10 protein-coding genes and 1 tRNA gene are annotated in these 13,856 nt (G+C 59.8%); all 11 read right to left on the bottom strand.

Annotated elements, in window-relative coordinates:
* Positions 1 to 37: 37 nt before the first annotated feature.
* Positions 38 to 1,555, bottom strand: coding sequence for a hypothetical protein (locus M5R41_17890; protein MCZ7558272.1), 1,518 nt, complete (start codon positions 1,553 to 1,555; stop codon positions 38 to 40).
* Positions 1,548 to 3,527 carry an asparagine synthase (glutamine-hydrolyzing) gene (gene asnB, locus M5R41_17885; GenBank protein MCZ7558271.1) on the bottom strand — a complete coding sequence of 660 codons (1,980 nt, stop codon included), beginning with the start codon at positions 3,525 to 3,527 and terminating at the stop codon, positions 1,548 to 1,550. The genes M5R41_17890 and asnB overlap by 8 nt, the downstream gene beginning before the upstream one ends.
* On the bottom strand, positions 3,527 to 4,693 hold the full coding sequence (locus M5R41_17880) for a glycosyltransferase (protein ID MCZ7558270.1): 1,167 nt from the start codon (positions 4,691 to 4,693) through the stop codon (positions 3,527 to 3,529). Before M5R41_17880 ends, asnB begins: the two co-directional genes overlap by 1 nt.
* Complete coding sequence (locus M5R41_17875; protein ID MCZ7558269.1) at positions 4,683 to 5,852, bottom strand: glycosyltransferase; 1,170 nt, start codon at positions 5,850 to 5,852, stop codon at positions 4,683 to 4,685. The genes M5R41_17880 and M5R41_17875 overlap by 11 nt, the downstream gene beginning before the upstream one ends.
* Positions 5,849 to 6,802 (bottom strand): glycosyltransferase, encoded by a 954-nt coding sequence (locus tag M5R41_17870; GenBank protein MCZ7558268.1) that lies wholly within the window; start codon positions 6,800 to 6,802, stop codon positions 5,849 to 5,851. Before M5R41_17870 ends, M5R41_17875 begins: the two co-directional genes overlap by 4 nt.
* Positions 6,750 to 8,288, bottom strand: coding sequence for a hypothetical protein (locus tag M5R41_17865; protein MCZ7558267.1), 1,539 nt, complete (start codon positions 8,286 to 8,288; stop codon positions 6,750 to 6,752). The genes M5R41_17870 and M5R41_17865 overlap by 53 nt, the downstream gene beginning before the upstream one ends.
* Positions 8,288 to 9,730 carry a flippase gene (locus M5R41_17860; GenBank protein MCZ7558266.1) on the bottom strand — a complete coding sequence of 481 codons (1,443 nt, stop codon included), beginning with the start codon at positions 9,728 to 9,730 and terminating at the stop codon, positions 8,288 to 8,290. The genes M5R41_17865 and M5R41_17860 overlap by 1 nt, the downstream gene beginning before the upstream one ends.
* 13 nt (positions 9,731 to 9,743) lie before the next feature.
* Complete coding sequence (locus M5R41_17855) at positions 9,744 to 10,961, bottom strand: Wzz/FepE/Etk N-terminal domain-containing protein (protein MCZ7558265.1); 1,218 nt, start codon at positions 10,959 to 10,961, stop codon at positions 9,744 to 9,746.
* Positions 10,962 to 10,971: 10 nt separating this feature from the next.
* Positions 10,972 to 12,609 (bottom strand): SLBB domain-containing protein, encoded by a 1,638-nt coding sequence (locus M5R41_17850; GenBank protein ID MCZ7558264.1) that lies wholly within the window; start codon positions 12,607 to 12,609, stop codon positions 10,972 to 10,974.
* Positions 12,610 to 12,652: 43 nt separating this feature from the next.
* A tRNA-Leu gene (locus tag M5R41_17845) sits at positions 12,653 to 12,739 on the bottom strand.
* Between the two features lie 484 nt (positions 12,740 to 13,223).
* A complete protein-coding gene (locus M5R41_17840; protein ID MCZ7558263.1) occupies positions 13,224 to 13,805 on the bottom strand; it encodes a class I SAM-dependent methyltransferase in 582 nt (193 codons plus the stop codon).
* Positions 13,806 to 13,856: the final 51 nt, after the last annotated feature.

The following is a 13,856-nucleotide window of genomic DNA, read 5'->3' as shown; positions in this document are numbered from 1 at the left end:
TACGGTGAAAAACAGTAGCCTCAAGGTTCGGGTAAAGTCAGCTCAATCGTTTCCAATCCTCCATCCAGTAGCCGCTTCGGCCTCCGGAAAAGAGCAATTGCAACACGCGCAGAACATAAGCCGGCAAGAGTATGGCGATGCCGTCGAAACAGATGTTCGCGAGATACAGATGCTTGATCAGGTCGCGCTGCCCATCGCCGAAAATCTGCATCCACATGTCCAGCGGTGCGGCGAGAGCGAGCAGGACTCCGACAAGGGCGATAGTGAGCAGCACTCGGTCGCGGCTCCGCAGTCCCGCGGCGAAGAGCAGCAGTGCGAGAGCGAATACGGCAAGTAGTGTAGCTCCTGTGGGAAAGACTGCGAGCTTCAGCCGTGTCCACGCATTCAGTGGCGTATCAATGGCTGCGGTCGCCGGCAGCCAACGCGACCAGTGCTTTGCGGCTCCGGGCGTGTTGTACAGCACATGCTTGCTCAGATGTGTCAGTTCCGCTTGCTGCATGCTGTCCGCCGCAAAAAGCAGCATACGCCAGGCGATCACCGGCTCGTGCGCGATCATCTCCGCGACTGCCGCGTGGCTGAGTTTATCACTGTACAGGTCCAGACATTCACGGCCTTCAACTCCGTAGGCGTGATGCCCGATGTACTTTGTGGCGGGCCGCATATCATGCCGCGACAAGTGCTGCCAGGGAGCATCGCTGAACAGCAGCGTTCCGCAAAAAATGCTCTGATATGCGTTCACCTTCCGCGTACCGTACAGACTCGCCTGTGCAATGGGAAGCGCCGCGGGGAGGATCAGAACCAGCATCAGATACAGCGCCAGGCGGCGGGGTTTGCGCAGCAATGCGCTCCAGGGTATGAGCACCAGGGCGCCGACGAAAGCCCAATGCACATTGCTGATCTTGGCTCCCGTCAGGAAAAGCAACGCGGCACCGGCTATCCATGGACGCCAGGGTGAATCACCGCGTCCCGCAAATCGCGCAAGTGTCAGGACCACGAGAATGACACCGATCAGCGATGCGGGTTCCTGATACATGCTCGTGAAATATGCCACATAATCGGTATTGAAACCGAAGAACACCAGGGGCACGCCCAGAAGCACCGAGTACAGCGCGGCAGCAGATGCCGTTTCGCGCCGCAGCCAGCGCAGAACAAGCCATACGAACAGTAACAGAATGACGCGCGGCGCAAAGGAAAGCAGCGGCAGATACAACGTGTCCGTGGAAAACAACAACGTATTGAGCAGGGCGCCCGGCAGCCAGACCAGCAGTATGGAGCTCACCCAGCGTGACGTCAGCGGCATATCGAGTTTCCAAAAGGCGATCACGTTGTTGTAGAAACGCTCGTGGTATTGCGTACTTGCTTCCGCGGGCCAGTTCTCGGTGTATCCTTCCGGCATGGAGGTCAGCCATGGCGAGAGCCGCGAGAAATCACCGTTGTCCGCCAGTCCCACATGCAGCTGCGCCACGCTTCCGATGAGCAGGAGCGAAAGGAGCAGAATGGTCAGGAAGCGCTGCAGCAGTTCTGTGGCGGACCCGGAGGTGGCATTGTCATTCATGGGTTTCGTTCCTCGTAGGTTGCTGTATCACGGGGAGTAGCTTCGGATCTACGGGCGGCGTCCAGTCTTGCCGCTGCGCGACCGACCGGAGCCAGACCTCAAACGTGAGTATGGCCCAGAGTTGCAGGGAATGATCGCGTTTGCCGGTACGGTTCTCCTCCATTATCCGGCGGAGTTCCGCGGGCTGGAAAAGGTCCTTGCTGCACGCATCCTCTGAGCACAGCATGTCTTCGGTGAATTCCCGAAGACTGTCGCGCATCCAACCGCGCACGGGCGGACTATAGCCGGTTTTAGGACGACGCAGAATGGCATCGGGGATCGCATTCGCGAATGCCCGGCGTAAAATGGCCTTTCTCTCGCCCTTCGCGCCGAGCTTATCACTGTCCGGCAGCGTCATGGCAAATTCCACCAGGCGGTGGTCGAGGAAGGGCACGCGCATTTCCACAGCATGCGCCATGCTGGTTTTATCCATATTCTCGAGATTCAGCTTCGGAAGGAAGGTCATCAGATCCGTCGCCAGCATACGGGAGAGCGGACTGAGTTTCGCGCTCTTGCGGAGCAGTTCCCTGTGCTGATCGAACACGATACCGCATTCTCCCGGATGTCGCGCTTGCGCGGAAAGCAGCGACCGCAACGTGTCGGAAGTCGCGTAGGACGAATAGCCGATATATCGCTCCTCAAATGGCTTGTCCAACTGATCGAGCAGCTGCATGGGACGCCGCGCCTGTTCCAAAGGCACGACACCTTTGTCCACGAGCCAGCGGACCGCGCGCGCGGCAAAACGCGTCATTCCCGGTGGCACGGTGCGGAGCATCTCGCCGAGCATGGTGGCGGCATAACGGGGATAGCCCGCAAAGATTTCGTCCGCGCCCATCCCCGTCAGCAGAACCGTATGTGTGGCTTTCGCCTGCCGGGTAAGGATGAAGTTCGTGATCACGGTCGGATCGGCGAGGGGTTCGTCGAGCTGCCACAACACCTCCGGTAACAGCGAAACGACATCGGCGTCAATCAGGGCTTCGCGCAGATCCGCGCCGAACGCCCCTGCGGCCGAACGCGCATACGGCAGATCGTCATCGAACACGTCGCGTGCCCGACTTTCGGACGAGTACGTTGCCGTGATCGCCTCGGGAGTACGCCCACGCCCGGCCATGGCGGACAGCAGTATGGTGGAATCCAATCCGCCGCTCAACAGCAGTCCGAGCGGCACATCGCTGACGAGCTGCGACTGTACGGCCTCGCCCAGCAGTACGCGGAGCTGTTCGTCGCGCTCCGCTTCCGTTGCCGTGCTCTGCTCCGCACCCAGCCACGTCTCTACGGGATTCCAGTAACTACGGACGGTCCACCGCCCCGCGCGCTCGATGAGCATGCTGCCGGGTGACAATTTTCGCACATCGCGGAACAGCGTATCCTCCCCGGGTACCCAGAGAAAAGTCAGGTACTTCGGAAAATGTCTCCAATCGGGTTCGCGCGTCCCGGGCAGCACCGCCAGTATCGCCTTCGCCTCGGAAGCAAAATACAGCGTATCACCGTTCTCGGCGTAGTACAATGGCTTGACACCGAGGTGGTCGCGCACCAGCATGCGCAGTCCGGACCCGGCATCCGCATAGGCGAAGGCGAACTGCCCGACGAGGTGTTCCACGACGCGTTGTCCCCAGTGCATGCATGCCGCGAGCAGTACCTCGCTGTCGCTTTCCGTACGGAAGGCATACCCGAGCCCACGCAACTGTGTACGCAGTTCCCGGTAATTGAAAATCTCGCCATTGAACGTGAGCGCGCAGCGGCCATCCGCCGACAGCATCGGTTGTGCCGCCGCTTCGCTGAGGTCTATTATTTTCAGACGCCGGTGCCCGAATCCCACGTCGTCGCCAAACCACACCGCTCCACCGTCGGGTCCGCGATGCCGCAGCATTTGCGTCATCACACGCAACTGCCGTTCGTCGCTACGTCCGAACATGCCCGCAATGCCGCACATCAGCGCCTCCCTCCCATGGTACTCAGAATCGACGCGACACGCCCGGCCGAAGCTTCCCAGGTCTCGCCGGCCACCAGCGCGCGGCGGCGCATTCGCTCCGCGGGGGTGTCGCTCTGCAGTGCCAGGCGAATCTGTTCTGCAAACGCCTCCGCCGTAGAGGCGATGCGCCCTTCTCCTCCATAGGCGCGCTCCACCTCGATAATAGGCGGCGCGACCACCGGGAGGCCCATCGCAAGATACTCACGGAACTTGATGGGACAGGAAAAACGGATCCATTCCGTCTGTACGAAACTCATGAAGCCGACATCGAAATGCACACCGTAGCATGGTACTTCCTCAAGGGGCACGGGCCCCGGATAGTGGACATTCGGCAGTGCCGCGACGGCAGCGACATCGGCCATCACACGGCCGATAAACACAAAGGACCACTCCGGATGCGCGGACGCAAGCTCGTACACAAGATCGAGGTCCTGCAACGCCTCGAGCGATCCCCAGTACCCGATGATCGGATGCGGTATATCCCTGATCAACGCCGGAGCTTCGGTGGAGGGCGCAAGCGGTGCCCCGAGAAACGCGGGATGTACGCCGTGCGGAATGTAATGCACAGTGCTTCGTTCCGCGGCAATGCGCTCATAGAGTCCGATTGAGGCGCAGATCACCGCGTCGGCTTCGCGCAGCAAAGTGTCGTGGTCTTCCTCAATGCGGGTAAAATGCATCGCGTCGTAGTACGCGGGATAGTTGTCCTGCACATAGTACACCGACGCCGTGTGTGTGATGTGGCGAAGCAACAACGCCGCCGTGGGTATGCCTGCCCAGAACAATGCCGCGCTCATTCCGCTCCGCTTCATGGCCCAGCGGACCTGCATGGTGAGCAAGAACACATTAAAGGAGCGCGCCGGTGCGAAGGACCACAACGGCAACAGCACGGGAGTGAGAACCCAGACCCCTTCATCTTTTTTCAAAAAGCGCAGCATGCTCCGCAGCTTCCGCAGCAGGCGCCGCATCACCCGTGGCGATTCTGCCGAGGGCATACCCACGCCGATGCTGTTGATGAAGAGCACCGTCCATCCACGCCTGGCGAGCGCGCGCATCCAATGTTTTTCCGTCATCGGGTTGTGCACCCACCAGTCGTTGCCGGCAAAACAGACGATTCCGTCAGCCTGCATGGCGCGCCTCCAGCAGTTCAGCGTAGATACTTCTGAGCACTGCGGCCTCATCCGTCCAGCGAAAGCGCTGGCGCGCCGCCGAAGCGATGCTCTCGCCAGCCGGGATGGTGGATGCCTCAAGAATCGCGCGCGCGATGTCACCCGGATCGTCCGGATTGGCGCACACACCGAAGCCGCTGCCTTCAATGATGGCCTGCAGCCCGGGAAATGCGCTCGATACGAGAGGCAGCCCGGCGAAGAGATATTCGTAGAGTTTGTTGGGCGCCGCGAAATAGTTGTTCCGTCCGTTGTTGCGGTACAGCAGCACGCCGACGTCCGCCGATGCGGTGAAGGCGCGCAGCTCGTCCGGCGGCATCCAGGGAAGAAGCCGCAGCCTGCCGCGTGTGTCCGCGGCGATGTCTTCGAGGTCGGACCGAAGCCGCGTGTCGCCTTCGCCGACGATGACGATGTGAACGTGCGGCGGCAGCGAGGCAAGGGATTGGGCAAGCTCACGCAGGCAGCGCGTGTCGGACACGAGACCCTGATACAGCACGATGACGGCGTCAGCGGAGATACCGAGCAGATCGCGCAACAGGGATCCCCGGGGTACGTCAACGACCTCCTCGGGGATGTTGCGCACGACGGCAGGCGCGGCTTTCGATCCGTACTCTTCAAAAATGATACGCGCGCGGTTTTCTTCCGGCACGATCACCAGACCCGCGCGGCGAACGATCCAGCGTTCGAGCATGCGCCACAACGGACGCGCGGGCGCGTTGTCTTCTGCCGCTTCCGTCCACAGTTCATGTGCGGCGAAAACGACGCTGCGTGGTGAAAACAGCACATACGGCAGCAGCGGCAGCATGCCCGGCATATCGTGCCCGACGTACAGATCGCTACGTCCGGTGACGAGCGTCCACCATGCCTTCACGGTGAATTCGAGGAAGCGCAGAAGTTTGAGTGGTGCCGTTTGCCTCGCGGACCATTCGCGGGAGAGCAGTCGCACGAAGCGCACACGCACACCGTCAAGCAATGCTTCGAGTTCCGCCGGACGTTGATCGTAGGACGGGACGACGAGTTCGATGTCCATCTCGTTGCGTAACGAACGCAGCTCGGCAATCAGCACCGGGAGCTTGAGCGCCTGATTGAAGGCGACATGCGCTATGCGTGGCCGTGTGGTCATGTTCGGAGACGCTTCGGTGAAAAGACGCGGCCCGCGATATAGCCCGCAAACATCGCCGCCTCTTTCAGCAGCACGAACAGGAACCCCCCGGCGGCACGTAGCGGCGAAAGTCTCTTCCATCGGAACACGCGGTATAAATGCGCCGCATACGCGGCAACACCGAGTGCGGCGGGCACGAGCAGCCAGGGCAGCAGCGGTGAACACAGCAAGAGGAGGAGCATCGCACCCCATTTCAGGGCGATGCGCCGGTAACGCCAACCCAGAGACCGCGCCTCGCCGTCACCCAGTCCGTACAGATAGTACTGCCACAAGAAAGACTTCAGCGTGCGGCGTGTTTCCCAGTGTACCACGGCATCCCAACGGGTGACGAAACGCATTCCCAGCGCGCGCATGCGCAGGCACAGCGCGGTGTCTTCGCCGGCGAACGTCAGCTCTTCGGGATAACCGCCCGCCCGCAGGAACGCGTCCCTCCGCACCGCGAAAGACCGCGACGACGGCAGGAAATTCTCCGGGTCCTGCGCTTCCAACGGCAGTGTCGCCGCTTCTGTGCAGCGCTGCACCCAGGTCTCGCCCTCGAGCGCATACCCGCCGCCGACGGCATCAATTGATACATCGTTCAACAACGGCTCTGTGAGAAGCTCCAGCCACAAGGGCTCGATGCGGCACCCGGCATCGGTGATGGCAAGGATGTCCTGTGTCGCCCGCGCCACGGCGGCGTTACGTCCGCGTGCAATGTTCGCTCCCGCTTCGATCACCAAGGTCACCGGCAGCATACCCGCTTCATGACGGATGGCCTCGACAGTAGCGTCTGTGGATCCGCCATCACAGATGACAATGTCCGCGGGCAACACGGTGGATGCGCGCACGCCCTGAAAAAAGAGCGGGATACCCGCTTCTTCATTCAGCGTCGTCAGTATGAGCGTTACCGGTATTGTGCGTCTGGCCCGCATGCGTCGCGCCGTGGTTGATGGAAAATGCCGCCGCACCCGCGAGGGCGAAGCCCAGCAGATACTTCAGACGAATAAAATAGAGAAAATTCGGAATGACAATCACCAGCAGCAGCAGCAACGCCATCAGCGTCCAGCGCTCTGCCGGTGACTCGATACGCCGGTATTGGCGCAGCGATGCTGTCCAGAAGCGAAGCATGGTGGCGTAGATGATCAGTGCACCGAATATGCCCACCTTGAGCATGATGGTGATTGCGTCAATATGCGTCTGCACATGCACACCGCTGTATTGCTCCTCCACCGCAAACGCGCCGCCGTCGAATGGCATATGTACGGCGATTTCGCTCCACGGCGCACCCCAGCCGAGTCCCCACAGTACGGCGCTTTCCCGCTGCAGCACCGCCCATACATTGATGATTTCCAGAAGACGCGTACCGAAGGACAGATCACCGTAGAGCTTCAGCGCGTCCACCCAGTTGAATGCGCTGCTCAATGCGTAGGAAACGGTTTCGCGTACACCGGGCGGCAGAAGTACCATGTACACCAACAGCGACGCCGCTCCCGCAGTGAGAACGACTTTGCCGACGCTCTTCATGCTGATTTCCCCCCGGTGAAGCAGGAAAATCATCAGCAGCGAATATGTCGCCTGCAGATACGTGAGCTTACCCAGTCCCGCTATCAGCATCACAGTGAAATAGATGGAAAAGGCGAGCGCCGCAGGACGCTTCCAACCGGTTTCGTGTCTGTAAATGAAGTACGCGGCGACGCTCAGACAGAGGAACACCGCCGTGAGGGGCAGGTCGCTGCCAAGCAGGACGCGCCGAATGCCCCCCATGTCCAAACCCGTGCCTGCGACGTAGCGCCAGAGAAACACGCTTTGCTTCAGCACGAACACCACCGCCCCGAGCACTATAGCCGCTGTGTAGTCCCTTCGCTCGGTGAAGGTGCGAGAGTAGATGTAGTAAAACACCAGCACATGCCCGAGCATGCGGAGGTCCCAGGTATAGGCGCTGAACGACATCATGGAAAACCATCCCGTCATCATGCCGAACACCCACACCAGTATCAATGGCAGCAGCCACGTGTCCGCGCGGAGAATACGCACCCGTCCGTGGGCAACGGACCATCGCCATTCACGAAGGAGAACAGGGATAAGCAGCAGCAGCGACAGCACGTCCATCAACGCGAAGCCGAGTACCTTCACGGCCAGCACGGTGTTGCTGATGTTCTCCTCGACGAACGCCTCCTGACTGACGAGATTGAATTCCTCATAGGCGAACAGAAACGCCGTGAACAACAGCAAAGCGAGCCGATAGTTCGCTATCGCGAGCACTGCCGCGGCCGCCGCCACCAGTAATCCCGCGAAGTGCGCAGGCGAGGACAGCAAGGTCTCACCCATACCGGTGAGGATGATGACAGTCAGCACGACGACAAAAGCGTACTGCGTCCCCTCTTTGCGAAACAGCGGCAACTGCAGCAACCGTTGCATCACGAGACCCTCCGGAAGCCCGCCAGGGCAGCCACATGCTTCACATCGGTACGAGTCAGCACGCGCGTTGCGAACAACAGCAGCATGCACGCCGCGATACCCGCCCCTGCCTGCAGCCACCCCGTCTCCCCGCCCGCGAGCGAGAGCAACATCGGCGGAAGCGCACAGGACAGTGCCGCGGCTGCGAGCTTCCTCCACGGCAGGGCGAATCCGAGCTGCCTGCGCGTGTAACCGATGTACAGGACTGCGGCGACTGCTTCCGCGATGAGAACGGCATAGGCCGCACCCTGTATCTCGTAGAGGGCGATCAGGTATGGAGATGCGGCGGCTCCGGCCAGCAGCCCTATCACGCTCGCGTATACGGCGTGCCTTACGGCGTCACTGACCATCAGCACATTGCTGGCGGCAAGCCCGAGAGAGAACAACGGAATAAACAACCCCAGTATCTGCAATATGCGGGCGGATTCCGCGAAAGCCTCTCCGTACAGTATCGCCGTGATGTGCGGAGCAAGCTGCCAGAACAGCAGGCCCGTCACGCCGCCGGCGATGGTGAGATACACCGTGCTCCGGGCATACAATTCCGCCGCCCGTTCACGATGCTCCTGCAACGCCTTGCTGAACTGGGGATACAGCATCGCGCCGACACTGGAGACCAGAAACAACGAGGCGAAGATCAAACGGGACGCCGCGGCATACATGCCGACGCGGTCTTCGCTCACCGTCCACGACAAGAAGAGTACGTCCATCCGCTGTATGGCGAAATGCGCTCCGTTGATCAGCAGAAACGGGAGTCCCGCAGTCATCATGCCGCGGATGAGCTCCGCATCCCATCTCCTGCGTACACGCATGCCGAAACGCCGCGCCCACATCGCGCCCAACGCGTATTTCACAAGCGACACCACCGAAGTCACTGCTACCAGCTCCAGCAGCGCTCCTCCCAGGAGCACCACAAGCACATTCCCGGCAAGGAAGACAAGCATGCACACGATTTCGATGACGGCGAAGGGATAGAACAACTGCTGCGCGTTCATCAGGCCCTGATACGCGTTCGAGAGTCCGCTGAACAGCGGTCCGAAACTTCCGATGAACAGCGCAATGATGAGAAGTTCGCTGTAGCCCGAAATCCAGCCCGTTCCGAGAATAAGGAAAACCAGCGCCACACCCACGAGCAGCTGCAGACCGAAAAAATTGTCGAGGTAATCGGCGGAAAGCGAGGTATCCCTGCTCACGTCCCGTATCACGAGATTGGTCACCCCAAGATCGGCGAAGGCGAGATATAACGTGAGCACATTCAGTACCGTTGCGTATTCCCCCAGCACCGCCGCGCCCAATGAACGCGCGAGGTACATCGCCACGCCGACACTCACGGCACGATACAGAATTCTCGAGACGGTGAGCGTCCAGAAATTCAGGGCAAAACGCTGAACGGTTGGCGCCGCCATGCTCTGCGCCCGCTCAGGAGCGTCTCGAATCCGATGGATGCGCCGGCACAGCTCCGCGACGTGCGTCGAGGAATGCGCGTACCATGATGAAACCGACCGATCCCACAAAAGCGAGAAATACCGTCATCAACATCCATGCGGCACGCTTCGGCGACGTGCGCTGTATCGCCGGCACCGCCGCATCCAGCACCTGCACCGTGGGCGTGTCGCGCGCTTCCTGCACGCGATCCTCATAATACTGCTGACTCAAATACAGGATCACCTGCTCGAGAATCTTTACATCGCGCATCAGACCCGCCATGTCGCGGGCGACTTCGGGAACACGCTGGAAGGGCACCGCATAGTCCTCCCCGCCGGCGCCCGAACTCATGGACTGATACTGGCGTGACAATTCATCGATCTGCGACTGCAATTGCGCGATCACACGGCTGTGCTCCGCGAAATCACGCTTCCGCACGCCCAGTTCCACCCGCGCCTGCATCAATTTCTCCCTGATGTCCGTTGCGCCGCTCAACGCGGCTTCCATTTGCTTGTCCAGAAACACGGACTTATTGGCACGCTGAAAACTGACCAGCTTGGCGTAGGCGCTGTCAAGTTCATCCTGCGTCCGTTGCAGTTCCTGCTCGATGAACTGCCGGGAATTCCGCGCGCTCGAGATCAGCTTGTCGCGGTTGATGCGGTCCAGCCACAGCACATAATCGTTCGCGACGTTGGCGGCGAGCGCCTTGATCGAGTCAATCTCGGAAGACGAAGGAAAGAATCCGGTACCGAGCGTAACGGATACGCGGATCAGCCCGTTCTTGTTGATTTCGATCTCGCTGGCTTCACGCAGCGGCTCTATGGCGTGCCGGTGCGATTTCCCGGCGGGCACACCGAAATACGCGTCGAGCCTGTGTCCGACGATGAGACTCTCCGCCACGGATTGACTTTTGAGTATCTCGCCGAAAATGTCGCTCGGCCTGCCACCGAAGCCGAGGGAGGAGCCGATATCGAACATGGGCAAGGACGAGGCACCCTGCAGTAACGAGCCGAGCCCCATCGCATTGCTTTCCTTCTGTGGAGGTAACAGCGTCACCGTGGATGTGAACTTCTGCGGCATGATGAGCACATAGACGAGCATCACGGCCGTGATCGCTCCCATCATGCCCAGTACAGCCTTCCACTTCGCGCGGACGCTCCGGTACAGGGAGAGCCAGCCGTCTAAATCGCTGTTCGATGCTGCTTCGCGCATGGGCGTCAACTCACTTGTTGATCTGTGAAATTGCGATGACGATACCGACAATACCGGCAATCTGCGAAATGACGCCGAGCGCTTCGAAGGCGATTTCCCAGAATTTCACCTCCGGTACTTCCGGCACCCAGATTGTGTCGCCGGGCTCGAGTTCGTAATCGCTATAATTCTCCGCATCCACCAGCTCGCCAGTGCGCGCCTTCACGACGCGGACGTCGCCGTCATCCGCCCGCCAGCCGAAGCCTCCGACCGCGTTCAGATAGTTCATGTACGTCCAATCGGGATTGAAAATGACGTTGCCGGGATTGTTCACGCGGCCGATGATGCGGATGTAATTCTTCAGTTTCGGCACTTCGATGACGTCGCCCTCGCGGAGGAGGATGTCCTGGGACAAATCTCCCTGCAGAAACAGCTTCTTGAAATCCACGACCATCATACCGATTTTTTCGCGCGAACGAGCCTTGAAATATTCGTACTCGTCTTCACGCATATCCGCGGCGGGAATTTTCTGCAAACGCTCGAATTCGATGTCTTTCTCCGACTCCGGCGGTTTGCGGATCAACACGGCCTCTTCGAGTGACGCGTTGGGGGTGAATCCGCCCGCCTGCGTGATAATGTCGCGCAGTGTACTCTCTCCCTGAATGATGCTGTAACTGCCCTCGTAGCGCACCTCGCCGGTAACCAGCACGAGCTGATGCATGCGATAGCGCGGCATGGCGCGCACGAGTATCAGATCACCCGCCTCCAGTGCGATATTTTTACTCTCATCGTGCGGATATCCTCGCAGATCGAGGAAAAAACGCTTCGTGCTCCGGTGATCGGCTTCGAAACGCACGACCTCTATACTGTCAAGAAACGCCGGCGCACGAAAACTTTGACAGGCCTCGACAAGATCGAACAGCCGTTCGCCCTCCACATAATCCACGCGTCCTTCGATCCCCACCGCGCCGTAGACGCTGACGATTCTGTCCTTCGGCGGGAAGTATATCCTGTCTCCGCCGCTGACAAAGGGATTGGCGTCGAGGTCCCCGATACGGAAATAGCGAAGGAGATCGGCTCTCACGATAGCTCCGTCACCACGGCGCACGATAATGTTGCGCAATGCTGTCGTGTCCTTGATGCCGCCGCCGGACATCTCGAGGGCTTCTGAAACCCGCGCGGTGGCGGGCAGGACAACGATACCCGGCCGCTGGACAGCACCTGCCACGGTCACTTTCACCTGTCGCGCCCTTCCGAGACTCACGACGATCTCCGCGCGCCGGATCTCGTCGCGCAGCAGCATGCGGACCTTCTCGCGGACGTCGAGCAGCGACGCGTTGCGCACAAACACGCGTCCGAGTTCGGGTATGATCAGCGATCCGTCACTGTTGACGACTGACTTGAGCGAATAGAACTGCGTTCCGAAAATGTTGATGCTCAGCTCGTCGCCCGGACCGACGATGTACGTCGTGTCATTGACCGGTACTTCGACGGTCGGAAGGGCCTGTTGCTGCTGCATTTCCCGTGCGGAGATCTTCTCATCCTCCTTTTTCCTGTCGGGAACAGTCCCGAGTTGCTGTGCGGCAAGCGGAATGACGGGAGACGTGAGAAGAAGAACCGCGAGGATGGAGAACAGGAGCGCCGGGCACGCGCGTGCGGTGTGAGCCATGGGCTGTCGCCTTGGTTTATGGAAACCTGCTTCAGAGATACTGTACCGAGGGCGGGACTCGAACCCGCACGGACCTTTCGGATCCAAAGGATTTTAAGTCCTTCGCGTCTACCAATTCCGCCACCCCGGCAGGGGAACATTCAGCTTTTCAACTTCGATGTGCGCATAGCATGTTCGGGATGCAGAGTGCGGAATTATCCATGCCCGCGAGTGACCCGTGGCCCGGAGACCGCCGCTCTGTGCGCCAGGTTTACATCGGAAATATCGAAAAAACCTGATTATTAATGTACCGACACCCCATTTGAGAATCAAGGAAGCTGAAGCAGCACCCTCCGCACAGCATCAGCCGCAAAACACTATCACACTGCGGAAAGCAATATCTTCACCGGGATAATCCGTACCCATATTGACAAGTTATCAACGATTCGTATCAATCAAATGTAATTCTACCCCGGATGGGCTAATGCCCACTGGCCCCCATCGGGTTACGACTCGATGGGATTTTTTTCGGATGCCTGAGTGATTACGGCAAGTGTCTCCCCTCGCATGCCTGTCCCGTGAACCTGGGAAATCGCCTGGGAATCTATAAGCGATGACACTGACGGTGAGCAGCCTCACCCCGGCCGTTTCATCACCACAGCGTAATGATACGGGCAGCAATCTGCGACGTCGAAGATTTCCGGATCGCTGAACCCGGCCGCTTCTGCCCACGCGATGCACTGCGTCACCGAGGGTCTGATATGCAGGGACGGACCGCGCGGCGTCGGTATATCGCTCCGCCAGTGTATGATGGATACAGCGGCGCCGGGCTTGAGCACGCGTAAGGCCTCGGCCAGCAGTCGGACGGGATCCTCGATGTGGAGAATATTATACACCATCGCATGATCGACACTCCTCACCTGAAGTCCCGTGCCCTCCGTCATGAAATCCCGCCGCACGACCTTCGCATTCGTGAGACCGGCAGCCGCACAGCGCCCGTTCACCAGGGCGACCAGTTCCGGCTCGATCTCGAAACCGAAAACGGCTCCCGACGTACGCCTTGCAGCGCTCAGGAAAAAGGTCCCGTACCCGGAGCCGAACTCAACGACAGCACCGTCATCCGGCAATGCCGCGAACAATCTGCCCGTGAGACAATCCGCATCGAAGAAGGTATTCCAGTACTCCTCCTCCGGCATCCCGCTTTCCCTGCCTTTCATAGGGTAAACTTCAAAAGGTGGAGAATCGTGAAAGGGTGAAAAGGTGAAAGG

The organism is Bacteroidia bacterium (genome assembly GCA_027493955.1).
In the GTDB taxonomy this organism is placed as follows: Bacteria; Bacteroidota; Ignavibacteria; order SZUA-365; family SZUA-365; genus JAOSJT01.
Note: the sequence above shows the minus strand (reverse complement) of the source record. Positions and strands in the feature narration are given on the sequence as shown.

Excerpts from the sequence above, each read along its gene's own strand:
- M5R41_17890 (MCZ7558272.1), bottom strand. The coding sequence starts at position 1,555 with ATGAATGACAATGCCACCTCCGGGTCCGCCACAGAACTGCTGCAGCGC.
- asnB (MCZ7558271.1), bottom strand. The coding sequence starts at position 3,527 with ATGTGCGGCATTGCGGGCATGTTCGGACGTAGCGACGAACGGCAGTTG.
- M5R41_17860 (MCZ7558266.1), bottom strand. The coding sequence starts at position 9,730 with ATGGCGGCGCCAACCGTTCAGCGTTTTGCCCTGAATTTCTGGACGCTC.
- M5R41_17840 (MCZ7558263.1), bottom strand. The coding sequence starts at position 13,805 with ATGAAAGGCAGGGAAAGCGGGATGCCGGAGGAGGAGTACTGGAATACC.
- M5R41_17850 (MCZ7558264.1), bottom strand. The coding sequence starts at position 12,609 with ATGGCTCACACCGCACGCGCGTGCCCGGCGCTCCTGTTCTCCATCCTC.
- M5R41_17880 (MCZ7558270.1), bottom strand. The coding sequence starts at position 4,693 with ATGCAGGCTGACGGAATCGTCTGTTTTGCCGGCAACGACTGGTGGGTG.
- M5R41_17855 (MCZ7558265.1), bottom strand. The coding sequence starts at position 10,961 with ATGCGCGAAGCAGCATCGAACAGCGATTTAGACGGCTGGCTCTCCCTG.
- M5R41_17865 (MCZ7558267.1), bottom strand. The coding sequence starts at position 8,288 with ATGCAACGGTTGCTGCAGTTGCCGCTGTTTCGCAAAGAGGGGACGCAG.
- M5R41_17870 (MCZ7558268.1), bottom strand. The coding sequence starts at position 6,802 with ATGCGGGCCAGACGCACAATACCGGTAACGCTCATACTGACGACGCTG.
- M5R41_17875 (MCZ7558269.1), bottom strand. The coding sequence starts at position 5,852 with ATGACCACACGGCCACGCATAGCGCATGTCGCCTTCAATCAGGCGCTC.